Source organism: Ruegeria sp. YKSF57 (assembly GCF_059612585.1).
The window spans coordinates 65,787-82,470 of the sequence record NZ_JBXWQW010000007.1 but is presented as its reverse complement, the minus strand read 5'-3'; the positions used below and the strand labels follow the sequence as shown (position 1 = coordinate 82,470).

22 protein-coding genes are annotated in these 16,684 nt (G+C 57.6%); 7 read left to right on the top strand and 15 right to left on the bottom strand.

Features of this window, described 5'->3' with window-relative positions; all coding sequences use genetic code 11:
- Positions 1-1,233, top strand: coding sequence for an adenylate/guanylate cyclase domain-containing protein (locus tag AC2FLX_RS04615; RefSeq protein WP_496810299.1), 1,233 nt, complete (start codon positions 1-3; stop codon positions 1,231-1,233).
- On the opposite strand, the gene AC2FLX_RS04610 is transcribed toward AC2FLX_RS04615, so the two are convergent.
- A complete protein-coding gene (locus AC2FLX_RS04610) occupies positions 1,230-2,039 on the bottom strand; it encodes a division plane positioning ATPase MipZ (RefSeq protein WP_480750690.1) in 810 nt (269 codons plus the stop codon). The two genes, AC2FLX_RS04615 and AC2FLX_RS04610, sit on opposite strands and share 4 nt — an antisense overlap.
- A 251-nt stretch (positions 2,040-2,290) precedes the next feature.
- On the opposite strand from AC2FLX_RS04610, the gene AC2FLX_RS04605 reads away from it, so the two are divergent.
- Positions 2,291-2,623 (top strand): YegP family protein, encoded by a 333-nt coding sequence (locus tag AC2FLX_RS04605; protein ID WP_480750689.1) that lies wholly within the window; start codon positions 2,291-2,293, stop codon positions 2,621-2,623.
- 66 nt (positions 2,624-2,689) lie between these two features.
- Here AC2FLX_RS04605 and rpmE read toward each other — a convergent pair whose 3' ends face one another.
- Together rpmE and rplS are read right to left on the bottom strand one after the other, a co-directional pair.
- Positions 2,690-2,911, bottom strand: a complete 222-nt coding sequence (rpmE, locus tag AC2FLX_RS04600) for a 50S ribosomal protein L31 (protein ID WP_480750688.1) — start codon at positions 2,909-2,911, stop codon at positions 2,690-2,692.
- An 11-nt stretch (positions 2,912-2,922) separates the two neighbouring features.
- Complete coding sequence (gene rplS, locus AC2FLX_RS04595) at positions 2,923-3,306, bottom strand: 50S ribosomal protein L19 (RefSeq protein WP_480750687.1); 384 nt, start codon at positions 3,304-3,306, stop codon at positions 2,923-2,925.
- A gap of 482 nt (positions 3,307-3,788) precedes the next feature.
- Here rplS and AC2FLX_RS04590 point away from each other — a divergent pair, with 482 nt between their 5' ends.
- Together AC2FLX_RS04590 and AC2FLX_RS04585 are read left to right on the top strand one after the other, a co-directional pair.
- A complete protein-coding gene (locus AC2FLX_RS04590; RefSeq protein WP_496810298.1) occupies positions 3,789-4,493 on the top strand; it encodes a glycoside hydrolase family 25 protein in 705 nt (234 codons plus the stop codon).
- Between the two features lie 214 nt (positions 4,494-4,707).
- Positions 4,708-5,790: a Hint domain-containing protein gene (locus AC2FLX_RS04585; protein WP_480750685.1), complete on the top strand. Its 1,083-nt coding sequence runs from the start codon at positions 4,708-4,710 to the stop codon at positions 5,788-5,790.
- 99 nt (positions 5,791-5,889) lie between these two features.
- On the opposite strand, the gene trmD is transcribed toward AC2FLX_RS04585, so the two are convergent.
- From trmD to AC2FLX_RS04535, 10 genes are all read right to left on the bottom strand, one after another.
- The gene (gene trmD / locus AC2FLX_RS04580) at positions 5,890-6,699 is read right to left on the bottom strand and encodes a tRNA (guanosine(37)-N1)-methyltransferase TrmD (protein ID WP_480750684.1); all 810 of its coding nucleotides are present in this window, start codon (positions 6,697-6,699) and stop codon (positions 5,890-5,892) included.
- Positions 6,700-6,702: 3 nt separating this feature from the next.
- Positions 6,703-7,206: a ribosome maturation factor RimM gene (rimM, locus tag AC2FLX_RS04575; protein WP_496810297.1), complete on the bottom strand. Its 504-nt coding sequence runs from the start codon at positions 7,204-7,206 to the stop codon at positions 6,703-6,705.
- A 146-nt stretch (positions 7,207-7,352) separates the two neighbouring features.
- A complete protein-coding gene (gene bluB / locus AC2FLX_RS04570; RefSeq protein WP_496745972.1) occupies positions 7,353-7,988 on the bottom strand; it encodes a 5,6-dimethylbenzimidazole synthase in 636 nt (211 codons plus the stop codon).
- 11 nt (positions 7,989-7,999) lie between these two features.
- Positions 8,000-8,362, bottom strand: a complete 363-nt coding sequence (gene rpsP / locus AC2FLX_RS04565) for a 30S ribosomal protein S16 (RefSeq protein WP_496810296.1) — start codon at positions 8,360-8,362, stop codon at positions 8,000-8,002.
- 39 nt (positions 8,363-8,401) lie between these two features.
- Positions 8,402-8,710, bottom strand: a complete 309-nt coding sequence (locus tag AC2FLX_RS04560; RefSeq protein WP_496745974.1) for a chorismate mutase — start codon at positions 8,708-8,710, stop codon at positions 8,402-8,404.
- The gene (locus AC2FLX_RS04555) at positions 8,703-9,305 is read right to left on the bottom strand and encodes a GNAT family N-acetyltransferase (RefSeq protein ID WP_496745976.1); all 603 of its coding nucleotides are present in this window, start codon (positions 9,303-9,305) and stop codon (positions 8,703-8,705) included. Before AC2FLX_RS04555 ends, AC2FLX_RS04560 begins: the two co-directional genes overlap by 8 nt.
- Positions 9,302-9,850 (bottom strand): GNAT family N-acetyltransferase, encoded by a 549-nt coding sequence (locus AC2FLX_RS04550; RefSeq protein ID WP_496745978.1) that lies wholly within the window; start codon positions 9,848-9,850, stop codon positions 9,302-9,304. Before AC2FLX_RS04550 ends, AC2FLX_RS04555 begins: the two co-directional genes overlap by 4 nt.
- On the bottom strand, positions 9,847-10,455 hold the full coding sequence (locus AC2FLX_RS04545; RefSeq protein ID WP_496810295.1) for a GNAT family N-acetyltransferase: 609 nt from the start codon (positions 10,453-10,455) through the stop codon (positions 9,847-9,849). Before AC2FLX_RS04545 ends, AC2FLX_RS04550 begins: the two co-directional genes overlap by 4 nt.
- Complete coding sequence (gene ffh / locus AC2FLX_RS04540) at positions 10,455-11,963, bottom strand: signal recognition particle protein (RefSeq protein WP_496810294.1); 1,509 nt, start codon at positions 11,961-11,963, stop codon at positions 10,455-10,457. Before ffh ends, AC2FLX_RS04545 begins: the two co-directional genes overlap by 1 nt.
- A 160-nt stretch (positions 11,964-12,123) precedes the next feature.
- Positions 12,124-12,642, bottom strand: coding sequence for a hypothetical protein (locus AC2FLX_RS04535; protein ID WP_480750675.1), 519 nt, complete (start codon positions 12,640-12,642; stop codon positions 12,124-12,126).
- A 95-nt stretch (positions 12,643-12,737) separates the two neighbouring features.
- On the opposite strand from AC2FLX_RS04535, the gene AC2FLX_RS04530 reads away from it, so the two are divergent.
- The gene (locus AC2FLX_RS04530; protein WP_480750674.1) at positions 12,738-13,268 is read left to right on the top strand and encodes a prolyl-tRNA synthetase associated domain-containing protein; all 531 of its coding nucleotides are present in this window, start codon (positions 12,738-12,740) and stop codon (positions 13,266-13,268) included.
- A gap of 64 nt (positions 13,269-13,332) precedes the next feature.
- On the opposite strand, the gene AC2FLX_RS04525 is transcribed toward AC2FLX_RS04530, so the two are convergent.
- Both AC2FLX_RS04525 and AC2FLX_RS04520 read right to left on the bottom strand, forming a co-directional pair.
- A complete protein-coding gene (locus AC2FLX_RS04525; protein ID WP_496810293.1) occupies positions 13,333-14,076 on the bottom strand; it encodes an aspartate/glutamate racemase family protein in 744 nt (247 codons plus the stop codon).
- A 73-nt stretch (positions 14,077-14,149) separates the two neighbouring features.
- Entirely contained in the window at positions 14,150-14,731 is a 582-nt protein-coding gene (locus AC2FLX_RS04520; protein ID WP_480750672.1) for an FMN-dependent NADH-azoreductase, read from the bottom strand.
- 122 nt (positions 14,732-14,853) lie between these two features.
- Between AC2FLX_RS04520 and AC2FLX_RS04515 the strand changes: the two genes are divergently transcribed.
- Together AC2FLX_RS04515 and AC2FLX_RS04510 are read left to right on the top strand one after the other, a co-directional pair.
- A complete protein-coding gene (locus tag AC2FLX_RS04515; protein ID WP_480750671.1) occupies positions 14,854-15,732 on the top strand; it encodes a LysR family transcriptional regulator in 879 nt (292 codons plus the stop codon).
- On the top strand, positions 15,729-16,643 hold the full coding sequence (locus tag AC2FLX_RS04510) for a DMT family transporter (RefSeq protein ID WP_496810292.1): 915 nt from the start codon (positions 15,729-15,731) through the stop codon (positions 16,641-16,643). Before AC2FLX_RS04515 ends, AC2FLX_RS04510 begins: the two co-directional genes overlap by 4 nt.
- Positions 16,644-16,684: the final 41 nt, after the last annotated feature.

The window sequence follows — 16,684 nt, the reverse complement described above, 5'->3', positions numbered from 1 at the left end:
ATGTCAAAATCCCTGCATTCCGGCGATAGCGATCGCCTTGTCCGCTGGCTCATGGATCGGGGCCTGGAAGGCGCAGGGCAGCGAGAGATCCTTGAAGGATATTGCGAGCGGCTGGTCGAATTAGGCATTCCGCTCATGCGCTTTCACGCAGCGCAAAGCGCGTTTCATCCGATTTATGGAGGAACAGGGTTCAGTTGGAACCGCGATCTGGGCAGTGAACTGGAAAACTACGAACACAGTGATACGCCGCAGGAGCGATGGACGCGCAGCCCACTTTATGAGTTGCTCCGGTCCGGCGCCGGCGAATTGCGCGAACGTCTGATTGACCGGAACGAACCCAGCCGGTTCCCTTTTCTCAACGACATGTATCAACGCGGGGCAACTGACTATTTTGCGATGGGGTTGATCCTGGAAAAGACGGAACCGGGTGCTGTCATCGACCCCGAAAACACGCCCGAAGGTGTATTGCTATCCTGGACAACCGACGACGCCGAAGGGTTTCGGGACGCCGATCTGGATGTAATCCGGAGAGCCTTGCCACACTTGGGACTTGCCCTGAAATCCGCCGCAAATCGCAAGATGGCGCAGGATTTGTTGCGGGTCTATCTCGGCCGGGATGCAGGGCAGCGCGTTTTGTCCGGTGAAATCAGGCGTGGATCGCTGCAAGAAATCGACGCAGTGATCTGGAACTTCGATCTGGCGGGTTTCACTAGCCTGTCGGAGCGCATTCCCGGCCCTGACATCATAGCGATGCTGAACGACTATCTGGCGGTGGCGGTTGGTGCTGTGCATGACTGTGGTGGCAACATCCTGAAATTCATGGGTGATGGCCTGATGGCAATCTTCGACGTGGGTGATAGTCGCGAAGATGCCTTGGCGGCACTGCAGGCGGTTGCCCTGTTGCAGAACAGGATGGATGAAATGAACATGGAGCGGGCCGAGGCGGGGCTGCCGACAACTAGTTTCACTCTTGCACTGCATTCAGGACAAGTCCTTTACGGCAACATCGGTGCTGAAAGCCGACTGGATTTTACTGTAATCGGGCCTGCCGTGAACCAGACGTCAAGGATTGCCGGGATGCATCGTGCGCTGGATCAAAGCATTTTGATGTCCGACGACGTCGCCCGTGCCGCCGAAGGTTGCGAGCATGAACTGGTTTCACTGGGCCGCTACATGCTGCGTGGGGTGACCGAGCCGAAGGAACTGTTCACGTTGTTCCGGAAACCGGATTAGAAGTCCACTTCGACGCCGGGCAGGTTCAGTTCTCGCATCATGTCGCGCAGTTCCTGACGCGCAGCGATGTTCGAGATGTTGAGCTGCTTGACGCCAATGTCCTTTAGGTCCAGCAGGGTCAGGCCGCGCGGGAACAATTCGCGGAAAATGACCCGCTCGGAAAAGCCCGAAGCGATGCGGAAGCCGATGCGCTTGGACAGCATCTCGATCGCGCGCTGCATCTTTTCCTTGTTCACCATGCGCTGGGTGCCGACGCGGTTGCGCACCACCACCCAGTCGATGGGTTTCAACCCTGCCTGTGCCCGCAACTGTCGCGCGTTCCACACCATCTCGGAATAAACCGACGGACCGAGTATCTTTTCCCCTTTGCTGTCGATACGCGCCAGAAGATCGAAATCGATGAAACTGTCATTGAGAGGGGTGATCAACGTGTCGGCCAGTGAATGCGCCACTTGGCTGAGACGGGTGTGCGAGCCAGGGCAATCGATCAGAATGAAATCGCTGTCTCCCTCCAGTCTGGATACGGCAGCCGACAGGCGATGGTCATAGATGTTTTCTCCGGGCTTCAATGTGGCCGGGTCGATTTCGGGTAGATCGTGATGGTCCGGGCTCGGCAGCGCCAGCGTCTCGCCGTTCAGAAAGTTGCGCCGGTTTTCGAAATACCGGCCCAGGCTACGTTGGCGGAGGTCAAGGTCCAGTGTCGTGACCGAGTGGCCAAGACGGGCAAGCGCCGTAGCGACATGCATCGAAACCGTCGATTTACCCGCGCCACCTTTTTCGTTCCCGACCACGATAATGTGTGCCATGCCTGTCCTTCTCGTCTCCCACGCCCTTGTCGGCGAATTGTTGCCGCACACTATATGTTGTGTGAATGGCGAAGGGAAGCAGAGTCACCTGTACTTCGTGTCGAATTTCCGCCTTGCGGAAACCTATGCAAGCGCCCCTGCGGCAGGACAGAAACCCTTGGCTCCACGTAACGGTCGGAAAAGGTTTGCCAATGCGGCCATCGCGGGTAGATTTCCTAAATCTTATCGTCAACAAGAAAGGTTTTCAGATCATGGCAGGGAAATTTGAGCTTTACACGGATAAGGCCGGTGAATTCCGTTTCCGACTCAAAGCAGGCAACGGACAGGTCATTCTGGCGAGCGAAGGTTACAAGCAACGCGCCAGCGCTGAAAACGGAATCGAGTCTGTGCAGAAGAACGCACAAGATGACGCGCGATTCGAGCGCAAGGATACCAGCAACGGCAAATGGATGTTCAACCTGAAAGCTACCAATGGTCAGGTCATAGGCACCAGCGAAGTCTATGAAAGCGCTGCTGCGCGGGACAACGGCATCGAGTCGGTCAAGAAAAACGCGCCTGATGCAGACACGGTGGATCTTACCTGAGCCGGGGTCGGGAAAAAGAAAAGGCCGCCTTTTTCGGGCGGCCTTTGTTTTGAGAAGGTGACGGGATTAGAAGCCCAAACCTTCGTATTTCTTCTTGAACTTCGAAACGCGACCGCCCGCGTCCATCAGGCGCGACGAACCGCCGGTCCATGCCGGGTGCGACGAGGGGTCGATTTCCAGGGCCAGGGTATCACCCTCGGAGCCCCAGGTGGATTTCATCTGAACCACAGTGCCGTCGGTCATCTTGACGTCGATGATGTGGTAGTCGGGATGGATGTCTTTTTTCATCTTTCCGCTCCTTACGCCTCGGCGCCAGCCTTGGGCTTGTAGTTGGTAACTTCTGCGATCCGGGCCGATTTGCCGCGGCGCGAACGCAGGTAATACAGTTTGGCGCGGCGGACTTTACCGCGGCGAACGACGGTGATGCTTTCGATGTTGGTCGAATACAACGGGAACACACGTTCCACACCTTCGCCGAACGAGATTTTGCGAACGGTGAACGAACCGGCAATTCCGCTGCCGTTCTTACGCGAAATGCAGACGCCTTCGTAGTTCTGTACGCGGGTGCGCGAGCCTTCGGTCACCTTGTATCCGACGCGGATGGTGTCGCCGGCTTTGAAGTCGGGGATCTCTTTCCCCAGGGCGGCAATCTGTTCCGCCTCGAGCTGTGCGATCAGGTCCATCGCAATTCTCCTATCTGCTCGTGGTTGGTCCACGAAGTTGAGAACGGCCTGAGAGCTCTTGGTCTTCATCGGGTTCCGCGTGTGCAGCCCGCCAGAGGTCAGGTCGAATGTTTCCTCGGTTCAGCCTGCCCGCAAGTGCCCGGGCTGAAGAAAGCCGGACGAAAGGATGCGAAACAAACCAAAACACCGGAGTCGCAAAAAGCGATTCCGGATTGCGGTCGTTTACGGAATTACGCGCTTGGATTCAAGCCCTCATTCGTGGTGGTGGATCGGCGAATTTCCAACTTTCATGAACTTGGAATGTTGTCTTTCCACGCAGAACGCGCATCCTGTCAGCCTGAGGCAAATAGCACTAATAACATTTGAGTCGGAGCAGTCCAATGCGTCTTCTATTGCCGATTTTATTATCTCTTTTTGTCATTGCATCATGTGGGCGGCGCGTACCTGAATCTGAACCCAACCTGCAAACTGACTATTCAGCCATGGCCCTGACCCTGGAGACCTATCCCGAATTCGGCGATGCCGACCCGCATAGTTGGGAAGGACGCGGCCCAGAGTCCTTTCCTATTCATGGCATAGATGTGTCCCGCTGGCAGGGAGATATCGATTGGCCCACCGCCAGATCTGCGGGCGTAAATTTCGTGTTCATCAAAGCGACCGAGGGCGGCGATGTAGTTGACCCTATGTTTGACAACCACAGGCGCGGGGCGCAGGCGGCAGGGGTGCCTTGGGGGGCCTATCACTATTTTTACTTCTGCCGCCCTGCAGCAGAACAGGCGCGTTGGTTCATTCGTCATGTCCCCAAAGGAGCGGATCTGCCGCATGTGCTGGACATGGAATGGAACCACCGCTCGAAAACCTGTCCACTGCGGCCGGATGGCACCAAGATCAGAGCTGAGGCGGAACGTTTCCTGACCATTCTCGAAGCGCACTATGGTCGACGTCCTATTGTTTATACCACTGTCGATTTCTATCGAGACACCGGAATCGGAAAGCTGCATGGAACGGATTTCTGGCTACGTTCCGTGGCTGGGCATCCGCGTCAGGTGTATCCCGGGGCATTCTGGAGGTTTTGGCAATATACTGGAACGGGTCTGGTTCCAGGTGTGAACGGAAAGGTCGATATCAACGTCTTTCGCAGCGGGCCCGAAGTCTGGTTGCGATGGAAGGCGGGAGAGATCGGATAGGGATTCGGGCAAGGCAATTGCATGTTCTGTTGTGCGCAATGCAAGCCGCAAATATGCCGGGGTAAGTCACTTTTTCACGACGGTGTCGAAGTTTCACGCTGACAGCCCTCGTAGAAGCTTGACATAGCTCCGTTTTCACAATGTTAACAAATACGCGTCGTCTTTTTGACACCGGTCGGGCAAAAGTTGACGCCAAGTAAAAGGGAAGGGCAACATGGCAGAAATCTACTGGGCGCGGACCGACAGCAACACGGCCAATAACGCTAACTTGAACCTAACGGGTGCTCCGGCCGTTCAGATCGAGTTTCTCGACCAAACGCTCGGCGGAGCTGATGGGGATTTCGTACTTGAGGGCGATGCCGTGACGCCTGACCCCGATACTGTGGTGTCTATTGGGGGGCAGGTTTACAGTTTCTCGCTGGACATGGTCGCAACGCTTCCCACATTGAACAATCAGGGGGCTGGTCAGGTTCCAGACCAGTTCGAGGGCGATCCGGTCTACACTATCGTCGTTTATGACTATCCGACTGCTGGCGAAACAACCCGTCTGACATTCCTGCCGGAAAGCGACGCGACGCAGGCCGAAATGGATGCTTTTGGCAATGGTGCCATCGAAGTTCAGAACACTGACCTAAATCCGCCTCCGACACCTCTGTGTTTTGCTGAAGGAACGAAGATTCTGACGCCTCGGGGAGAGGTATCGGTTGAGGAAATGCAGGTTGGGGATACTGTTCTGGTCGCAGACGGCGCCCCGATGGCCATCCGTTGGATTGGTGCAAGCCGTTATGAACTGTCGAACGCAGACCAAAACGTGGCCCCGATCAAGATCGAAACCGGCGCATTCGGAGCGGATCTTCCTTCGCGGCCGCTGATCCTGTCACCGCAACACAAGATTGCCGTTTCCGGAGCGGGGCTAGAGATGCATTTCGGTGTGGACGAAGCCCTTGCGCCTGCGTGTGGCTTTGTCGGCCATCCGGGCGTAACGGTTCTGGAAGGGCAAGAAAGCGTGACCTACTACCATATCCTGCTGGAAAAACACGCGCTGGTCTATGCTCACGGGGTCGCGTCGGAGAGCTTCTATCCGGGTGAAATGTCGATGACCCTTGTAAGCGCTAACCAAAAACTACGCCTTTCACGCGTGTTGACCCGGATGGGCGTGCGTGGCGGGGAAGGATTCGGACCAACCGCGCGCGCATCGCTTACTAGGCGCGAAATCGAGCAGCTTGTCGCGACAGGATCAGTTCGTGTGTTGGGGTATGAAGAATACGACGCGCCAAGTGAAGCGTTGAGTGCATAGCAAACCGCAAAAATTTGCATCCGTGGTACTGACGAATAGCTCGGATATCAAAATCAAATGAGGGCAACACGAGGATGTTTGCCCTCATTTAGAACCGGATCAGTTTTTTGCTGGATTTTTCTCCCGTTGGTATGTCTCCCAAAGGTCCGGCCTGCGGGTCCGGGTAATTTCTTTCGACTGATCGTGTCGCCACTCGGCCACTTTACCATGGTGACCTGACATTAGCACGTCGGGGATGGGCCGATTCTTCCATTCGGCGGGGCGGGTGTATTGCGGGTGTTCCAACAGGCCCGAAGAAAAGCTCTCTTCCTCTGCCGAAGCCTGATTGCCCAGAACGCCGGGGATCAGGCGAACAGTGGCGTCGATGAGAGCCTGCGCAGCGATTTCGCCGCCGGTCATCACGAAATCCCCGAGACTGACTTCCTGAACGCCATAGTGTTCTAGAACGCGCTCGTCGACGCCTTCGAACCGACCGCACAGAAGGGTCACGCCTTCGCATCGTGCAAGGTTCTCCATCAGTGGCTGGTCCATCCGTCGTCCGCGTGGGCTGAGATAGATCAGGGGCCAATTACCCCGAACGCCGTCCATCGCATGTTCGATTGCGGCACCCAGAACATCGGCGCGCAACACCATGCCCGCCCCGCCACCCGCTGGTGTATCGTCGACATTTCGATGCTTACCGATGCCGAACTGGCGCAGGTCGATAGTTTCGAGTTGCCACAGCCCTTCCTGCAGCGCCTTACCAGTCAGGCTTTCGCCGAGCACGCCGGGAAAGGCCGACGGGAACAGCGTGATGATCTTGGCCTTCCAGACACCGTGCAGATCGGGTGTCGGCTCGATAAGCTCACGGGGTTTCAGAGACGGGCGAATGGCCTTTCGGCCATGCGAACGGGCGGGAGCGTCGGTCATGTTTCAAAACAACCCCTCTGGCGGGTCGGCAATGATGCGGCCAGAAGTCAGATCCACAGTTGGAACCGCAGCCATTGTGAACGGTAAAAGTACGGTGTTTTTTAACTCCGGCCCCTGAATTTCTAGTAGGTCGGACGCACCGTGGTTCTGGACTGATTTGACCTTGCCCAGTACCGCCCCGCCTGTGTCGACCACTTCAAGCCCGATCAGATCCGCATGATAGAATTCGTCATCCGGCAACGAAGGCAATTGATCGCGGCGCGCGAACAGGCGCAAGCCCTTAAGTGCGTCGGCTTGTTCCTTGGTTTCGACCCCACCCAGACGGGCAGAGAAACCACTCTTGATCGCGCGAGTAATGATGAGGGGGTAACGCTCCGAGCCGCCTTCATCGGTCAGAGGGGAGTAGGTTTCGATATCCTCGGGATTGGCGCAGAAGCTCTTCAGGCGCACTTCGCCCCGCACCCCAAAAGAGCCCGCAACCGTGCCGACGCAAATCAGGTCGCTCATCTTTGCCCTCCTTCACATAGTCTGGACACAACACGCCCCCCGGCATCAAGGCATCTTTCCGCATGAGCATTGCGTTCGTACAATACTCCGACAACAAAGGCGATTGCCATGAACAGAACTAGTCGGATGGGCCTGAACATATGCTTCTACCGTGTTCGGACTGTCAGTTGCTGGTCACGTGCTTCCCAGCCTGCGGTTTCCAGTTCTGGCGTGTCGGATTCTTCGTGCGGCCAGCCCAAACAAAAATATCCGATAAGTCGCCAATTTTCCGGCACGTCCAGATCGCGGTTCAGCCGATCAGGGTCAAGGATCGAAACCCAACCCAGTCCCAGCCCTTCGGCCCGCAAGCTGAGCCAGAACAGGGTGATCGCCGCAACGACGGAATAGTGCCGCATCTCGGGCATCGTGGCCGCGCCCAGTCCCTGTCCCTTGTCAGTCGCATCATCACAGAATACCGCCAATTGAATTGGGGCGTCTTTCATGCCCGACAGTTTCAGCCGACTGTATGTCCGGGCACGTTCGCCGGAATAGCCAGACAGCGCTTCGGCGTTAGCGGTTTCGAAATTCTCAAGTGCAGCTCTGCGAGCCGCTTGGGTTTCGACGCGGATCACGCGCCAGGGTTCGCTCAATCCTACCGATGGGGCTAGCCGAAATGCGTCGAGGCAGTGCGCCAGCACTGCCTCGTCCACAGGATCGGTGCGGAACCGGCGCACGTCGCGCCGGAGCCGCAACAACAGGTCGAACTGCGTGCGGAAATCTGCGCTGAAGACCTGATCCTGCACGCGCGCCCTGCTTATTCTTCGGTCGGTGCGGCGGCTTCAGCGGCCTTCGCTGCTTTCTCTTCGGCACGCTCCTGAGCTTTCTTGCCCGGAGTGCCTTTTTTCGGATTGCTGCGTTCGGCCTTGTCTTTGGCGCCAGCGGCTTCGAGCATGCGCGCGATACGGTCGGTAGGCTGCGCGCCCTGATCCAGCCAGTATTGGACCCGCTCCATATCCATCTTCACGCGTTCTTCGCTGTCTTTCGGCAGCAGCGGGTTATAGGTGCCCAGCTTTTCGATGAAGCGGCCGTCGCGCGGCATGCGGCTGTCAGCCGCCACGATGCGATAGAAGGGGCGCTTTTTCGAGCCGCCACGGGCCAGACGAATTTTCATTGCCATTGTGTGTCTCCTTTGATGGCGTTGACGGGACGCATCCCGTTATTCCTGGTGTTTCTTGTGGTGTCTGATGACTTCCTGAATGATGAAATTCAAGAAAGCCTTGGCGAAATCGGGGTCCAGGTCGGCCGTTTTCGCCAGATCTTCTAGTCGTGCGATCTGTGCCTCTTCGCGGGCTGGATCGGACGGGGGAAGGTCGTGTTCTGCCTTGAGCTTGCCAACGGCCTGCGTGTGCTTGAACCGCTCGCCCAGCGTATAGACAAGTATCGCATCCAGGCGATCGATGCTTTCGCGGTGCTCTTTCAGCAGTTCTGCGGCGCGTGCTACGGGATCGGATATGGGTTCAGTCAAGGGCCCATCCTTTCGGTTTGAACAGTGGGTCGGCATAGTGTCCGATCTCCATCTCGATACCATGCGCCAGCTGCGAGCTGCGCAGCTTTTCCGGCGACGGATGGCGATAGACTGCGTCGCTGCCGTCGATCGTCGCTGCCTCGTGATCCTTTTGGGCCCCGAGCCGTTCCGCAAGACGGATCGAGTCGAGGTTTTTCGGATCGATATAGCTTACGGCGGTTTCCCAGCCGAGTATGTCATAGAAGTAGCGCCGCGCCGCGTGGGTGGCTTCAAGCGCATAGCCCTGACCCGCCGCATCCGGCCAGATCACCCAGGCGATCTCGGCCTCGGGCCAGCCCGCCGGTTTCCATCCGCCGGCCATGCCATAGGTCTTGTCGGTTTTTTTGTCGTGGATCATCCACATTCCATAGCCGCGAATCTGCCAATGGCCGATCTCGGCAGCATAGAGCATCCACGATTCATAAGGGTTCAGCGGTCCACCCATGAAGCGGGCGCGATAGCTGGTGAACGTGGCCTTGAAATTCGGGTAATCCTCGGGCTCGGGTCCGCGCAGAATCAGTCGTTTGGTTTCGAGGGTCGGGATGGAGTTGGTCACGCGTAGGCCTCCACGCCGCCATTCACCAGATCAGCCGGGGCGGGATGTCGCCAGATTTCCGTAGTGCCGAATTTTGGGTGTTCATAGTGGCAATCGAACTCTGCACCCAACCGTTTGGCGACAGCTTTGCTGGCCAAGTTTGCCGGATCGATCAGCGAAATTGCGGTTTCCCAGCCTAATACGTCATAAGCATAGCTGCGCGCGACCAGCGCGGCCTCGGTCGCATAGCCTTTGCCAGTGGCATGGCTCATCAGTGTCCAGCCGATTTCGGGCTCTGGCCAGCCTTCGGGAAACCAAAGACCGATCCGGCCTACGTAAGCGCCGGTGTCTTTTTCTTCGGCACCCCAGAAACCAAAACCGCGAATTGCCCAGTGGCCCAGCAACATGGCAATCGATCGCCAGGTTTCATCCTTGCGCAGTGGCCCGCCGACGAACCTTGCCGCGTCAGAGGCGAAAAACTCGGCCTCCGCTTCTAGATCGTCAACAGACGGCGCGCGCAGGATCAGGCGCTCGGTTGTCAGAGTGGGAATTTGAAGGTCGATCATGCGTATGCCTCCATCCCGCCGTTGGAGTCACTCGGAGAATGGCGATACACATGAATGGGTTCGTCGAAGGCAGTTTCAGCTTGCGTGTCGCGCAATGCCCCGACACGGCGGGCCACTGCCGCAGAGCGGGCATTGTCCGGGTCAACATAGCTGACCAAAGAGGGCAGATCGTGGATTTTCAGCGCAAAGCTGCGCGCGGCGGCAACGGCTTCTGACGCGACGCCCCGACCTTCGGCGGTGGCGGTCAGCATATAGCCCAGTTCATGCTCATGATCGCCAAACTCCATGGCGACCGAAACAAAACCCATGACGATTCTGGTGGTCTTGTCCTCTATCGTCCAAACGCCCGCGCCGCGCAGCATCCAACCTGCAACGTATTGTGTGAAATCCTGCCACGCGCCCTTGCGGTCAAACGGGCCGTCCATATAGCGCGCGCGGTTTGACACCAGAATTTCGGCATAATCCTCGAAATCCCGCAACTCGGGCGCGCGCAGGATCAGACGCGCGGTCTCGATGCGCGGCACCAAAGCACCCAACTGCGCAGCCAGCGCGGCTGCGGGGCCGGTGGCCGGAGCCTCCCAGGGATATGCCGATGGGGCGTTCATTACTTCTTCTTGCCAAACCCGCTCAGGCCCTGAGGAAGACCCATGCCGCCGCCCAGACCGGGCAGACCGCCGGGCATTTTGCCGCCCATCGCCTTGGCCGCCTGTTCCAGAGCCTTGGGGTCCATGCCGGCTGCCATGTCTTCGGGCGAGGGGCCGCCTTTGCCGAACATCCCTTTCATGGCCTGTTTCAGCATGCCGCCCTTACCCATCTTGCCCATCTTTTTCATCATGTCCGACATCTGCCGGTGCATCTTGAGCAGCTTGTTGAGGTCGCTGACCTCCATCCCCGAACCGGCTGCAATCCGTTTCTTGCGGCTGGCTTGCAGCAGTTGCGGGTTGGCGCGTTCGCGTTTTGTCATGGACTGGATCAAGGCGATCTGCTGGCGCAGGATCTTGTCGTCCAGACCCGCCTGATCCATTTGCTTGGCCATTTTTCCCATGCCCGGCATCATGCCCATCATGCCCTGCATGCCGCCCATCTGGATCATCTGTTCCAGCTGCATCTTCAGGTCGTTCATGTTGAACTGGCCTTTGACCATGCGCTTCATCATGCGCTCGGTCTGTTCCATCTCCATCGTTTCCTGGGCTTTTTCGACCAGGGCAACGATGTCGCCCATACCCAGAATACGTCCGGCGATCCGGTCCGGCTCGAAGGTCTCCAGCGCGTCCATTTTTTCGCCCAGACCGACGAAGCGAATGGGCTTGCCAGTCACCGCGCGCATCGACAGCGCCGCACCACCGCGTCCGTCCCCATCCATCCGGGTCAGGACCACGCCCGAGATGCCGACCTTGGCGTCGAATTCTTCGGCTACTTCAACGGCGACCTGACCGGTCAGGCCGTCAACCACCAGTAGGGTCTCGCGCGGGTCAACCACATTGCGGACCTGCTCGACCTCGTCCATCAGCACTTCGTCGATATGCAGGCGACCGGCGGTATCCAGCATATAGACGTCATAGCCGCCCAAAGTGGCCTGCTGCTTGGCGCGCTTGGCGATGTCGACAGGTTTCTGGCCCGGTACAATCGGCAGCGTATCAACGCCGACCTGCGCGCCCAGAACCGCCAGCTGGTCCATCGCCGCCGGGCGATAAACGTCGAGCGAGGCCATCAGGACCTTCTTGCCCTCTTTCTCTTTCAGGCGCTTGGCCAGCTTGCCGGTGGTGGTGGTCTTACCCGAACCCTGCAAACCGACCATCAGGATCGGGGCGGGCGGGTTGTCGATCTTCAGCTTGCCGGGGTCTTCCTCGCCGCGCAGGGTATCGACCAGCGCGTCATGCACGATCTTGACGACCTGCTGACCGGGGGTGATCGACTTGGTCACCGCCTGACCGGTCGCCTGGCCCTGCACTTTCTTGACGAATTCACGCGCCACCGGCAGCGAGACGTCGGCCTCAAGCAGGGCAACGCGGACCTCGCGCAGGGCGGTCTTGACGTCTTCCTCGGACAGGGCACCCTGTTTGGTCAGCCGGTCAAAGACGCCGGAAAGGCGTTCGGATAGATTTTCAAACATGCCTTCGGCCTCCTTAGCCGGTTTAGATGTGGCACTCCCTAGCTAGGTCGCGCCGGTTAAATACACAATTGCCCCCACGGGCGAAACTCGCTGGTGGGGGGCGATCCCTGAATGTCTCAAGGGACCGGAAGGTTTCACACTTCCGGATGTTTGCGCGGGCTTAAGCCGATTTACCGTCTGAGTCAACCTCCCGGGCGGGAAGCCAGTCATTGACGGCCGTGACAAGCCGGTGCGAGCCTTGTCCGCTGGAAAATGTCTCGACAATTGGGTGCCTGCCCTTGCTCATACCGCCGCGTAGAACCAGAACGGGGCGATAAACCGTCGTTGTTCCATTGTCGCGTTTGGCGGTCGTGCTTTCGATCTCTGCATGAGACAGGTTCGACAATATGTGTTCGACCGCTTCGTAGCCAAAAACCGACTGGCGGCGGATGGTGATGCGGTTGCGGTGCCGGTCCAATATCACCTGCACTCGCCGAATAAAGACGCAAAAGGCGGCAATCCCCAATCCACCCCCCATGACGGCAAACGCCAAGCCAAACCAGATGTTCTCACCACCGGTGCTCATCAACAGAATACCGGGGCCGACGAAGGCCAGAATAAAGAAGATCAGCATGATGCCAATGAACCAGGGTGTGTCGGCAAGGATCAGTTGTTCGGGAGTATTTCGCGTGATTTTCATGACCAGAGGTTAACACCGGTTTGACCGCGTGGATCAAGCGGTTGCATTGCGCGACCTGTTGCGTCATGAGCATTTCGCGATTTCAGGAGGGTTTCATGGACGCATCATCAGCATTTCAGGACAGTCTCCCGCTCAGTTCCGACGCGTTGCTGGAACAGCTTGCGGCATGGGAGATCAACTACAAATTGCACAAGCATATTCCCCTGCGCACTGTTGAGGAGTCGAAGGCCGTTGAAGATCAATTCATGGTTCCGGACGAAAACGCCCTTCGGATCAAGAACCTTTATCTGCGCGACAAGAAGAAACGCAACTATTTGGTGACGCTGGAGCAAAACCGCGAAATCGACCTGAAGGCACTCGGAGCTGAGCTGGGCGTCGGGAACCTGTCCTTTGGCTCTGCTGATCGCCTGATGCAGAATTTGGGCATTCGACCCGGAGCGGTCAGTCCGCTGGCGATGATCAACGGCGTTGAAAACGGGGTCAGCTTCTTCATGGACACGGCTGCGAAAGAGGCCGAAGTTATTTATATGCATCCTCTGGTCAATGACCGTACGCTTGCCATGTCCCGAGATGATGTCATGGCGTTCTTTGAGCGGATCGGGTGTACCGTGAACTGGTTGACATGACATGACGCGCCTTTCGGCGCGTGTTTGCGACGGGAGTATCAATTAAAAGATGAAGGCTGGTCGCTCAATCGTCGGCCAGCGCCTCTTGGAGCGCTGATGCGACATGGGCGGCAGAAGGGTTGATGAACAGGTGCCCACCGGCTTGGAAGCTCGGGTCATCCAAGTTTTCGGGAAAGGCCAGTGGCAATTCGGTGCAGGCCAACAGGATTGCAGTGCCTGGTTCGGCGTGGCGGTCGCAATATGCCAAAAGCCTGTCGCGGGCCGTCTTAGACGCGCCGCCGTAGAAATCGCTGTCAATCATCGCCTGCATTTCGGCGATATCAGCGTCGGACAGGGGCGCATTTGCCGAGATGTTTTCCCGCGAGAGCCTGTCCGCGTAATCTCTGGCCTGCATCGTGACGGAGGTTCCAAGAACCAGCGCGGTCTCGGCTTTTGTGGCTGCAGTGGCTTTGGCAGTGGCGTCGAAGATGCTGAGGATAGGGATATCGACACCCCGTCGAATGGCATGCAGCCGGGCGTGTGGTGTGTTCGAGGCGATGATAGCGAAATCACAACTCGCGTTTTGCAAAACCAGCATGGCGTTGCGAAAAACGGCATCGAAACCGGCCCAGCTTTCTTCATCGCCGGGCTGACCGCGCAGCGCACGGGTGTGGGCCTGAGTTACAGATTCGATGGTCATTGGTGGCACCGGAAGCGGCGAGCCATGCCCGAGTTTGGCAAAATGCCGACCTGCTCCTTCGGAAATGGCCCGGTAGTAGTCCACCGTCGAAGCCCAGCCGACGCCGCCGAGAATGCCGATCTTTTTCATGAACCCGTCCAATCCGATTGATGAAACCAGAGTTCAGATTGGACGGTAAAGCCGACCTTGGCCAGCGGAGATATCAGGCCGCCAGTTTTGCAACCGCTTCCTGGGCGGATTTCAAAGCTATTTCCGGAGCAATCGCCATCTTGTCGGCGGCGATGATGTCAATGTCATTTATTCCGATGAACCCCAGAACGTGGCGGATATAACCGGTGGCGAAGTCGATTTCCGAGTCGACAGCGGTGCCACCGGAAGCGATGGCAAGAATGGCCCGCTTTCCGTCCAGAAGCCCACGAGGGCCGGAGTCGCTGTAGGCAAAGGTAAGACCGGCGCGGGCAATCAGGTCTACCCATGCCTTGAAGGCGGCGGGGACCGAAAAATTGTAGATCGGCAAACCTATGACAATAGTGTCAGCGGCCTGCAATTCACTGACTAATTCATCCGAAAGGGACAGCAAGTCTTGCTGAGTTGCGCTGCGATCGTCTTTCGATGTGAAGTTGGCGTCGATCCAGTCTTCGGTCAGAAGCGGCAAAGGTGTCGCCAGATCGCGACGGATGATACGCTGGGCACCGAGGTGCTTGACGATACGGTTTGAAAGATCGCGCGTGGTTGAGCCGGTGCGGCGGGCCGAAGCGTCGATGTGGAGAATTGTGCGGGTCATTTCGTGATATCCAGTGGTTGGCGAATTCATGTGATACGCCTCATATGTTTGTTGCATCAGCGAACAAAACTCAGATATATTAACAGCTATTGTTGGAATTCGCACATTGGAAAGCACGTATCATGGACAATTGGGACGAAGTGCGCACCGCGTATCAGGTGGCTCGCATGGGAACCGTCAGCGGTGCGGCCGATGTGCTGGGTGTTCATCATGCCACGGTTATTCGCCACATAGACGCGATCGAGGCGCGATTGGGTGTCAAACTTTTTCAGCGGCACGCGCGTGGCTACACGCCGACCGAGGCCGGAGAAGACCTGTTACGGGTGGCGCAGGCAACCGAGGATCAGTTCAATCAGCTGGCCGGCCGGATGAAGGGGCGTGGCGATGATGTGTCGGGTGAGTTGGTGGTTACGTCTTTGGCGTCGCTGGCGCCGTTGATCGTGCCGGTTCTTTCAGAGTTCAGGGCTCTGCATTCCGGCCTGATCGTGCGCTATCTGACCGGCGACAGGTTGTTTCGTTTGGAATATGGTGAGGCTCATGTTGCGATCCGTGCAGGGGCGGCCCCGGATCAGCCGGACAATGTCGTGCAACCCTTCATCCCGCAGGATGTCGGCCTTTATGCCAGCCAATCCTATTTGGGTCGCAATGGATTGCCAAAGGATATATCTGAATTTGCAGACCATTCTTTTGTCGGATACGACGATGAAAACAGTCGCGCGCCCTTTGCCATTTGGCTGCGCCAGAACGCGCCGAATGAGGCGATTGGTTTTCGGTGCACGAACAACTATTCGGCTCGTGAGGCAGTGCTGGCCGGGGCAGGCATCGGTTTCATGGCGCGATGGGATGCGGCCCGATATCCTGAGTTGGTCGAGGTCATGGAGCCTCTGCCCGAATGGTCAGGCAAACTTTGGTTGGTCACGCATGTCGATCTGCACCGGACGACAAAGGTTCAGGCGTTCCTGAAGTTCATCAAACAACGGGCCAAGGACTGGAAAACATGAGCCCCGAGACCCGCGGCCATCTGGCCATGCTGGCGTTTTCGGCGCTGGTCGCGGGCAGCTTTTCGTTGGGATCGATGATCGCAAACGAGATTTCGCCTGCCGCTCTGAATGTTGCGCGTTTTGTCATTGCCGCTGTCGTTATCGGAGTGGCGGCCGCAATGACGACCGGCCTTCCGATTGGTGCAGCCAAGGCCCCTTGGCGATATTTCGTTCTGGGCGGGTTGTTTGCGGCGTATTTCGTGCTGATGTTCGAGGGGCTGAAAACCGCGCCACCTGTCAGTGCTGCGGCCGTGTTTACCCTGACTCCGATCCTGTCGGCACTCGCGGGCTGGGTATTGTTGCGGCAGATTACCACAAGCTATATGGCAACGGCGCTCTTGATCGGTGCCATCGGCGCGCTTTGGGTCATCTTTCGTGCGGATTGGCTTGCATTCAAAGCTTTTGAAATCGGGCAGGGCGAAGTCATCTATTTCTGGGGCTGCGTGGCCCATGCGATCTATACCCCAATGGTGCGCAAATTGAACCGGGGAGAGCCGCCGGTGGTGTTTACCTTTGGCATGCTGCTGGCGGGATGCTGCCTTCTCACAGCATATGGTTGGTCGGATCTGGTTGCTACGGATTGGCTGGCTCTGCCTGCCATCGTGTGGATTGGCCTTTTCTATGTCGCCATCTGTGCCAGTGCGGTCACTTTCGTGCTGTTGCAATATGCGACGCTTCACCTGCCGTCGGCCAAGGTGATGGCTTATACATATCTGACGCCAAGCTGGGTGATCCTATGGGAAATTGCTTTGGGCAAAGGCGTTCCGGGGCCGCTGGTGCTGGTCGGAATCGCGCTGACCGTATTGGCTTTGCTGCTCTTGTTAAAAGGACGCACGTCGGTTCAGGCAGGCTCGATCAGTATTCCGGATTGAGGCTTGAATTTGTTGGGGGATATGGCAGCGTTGCGGTCATC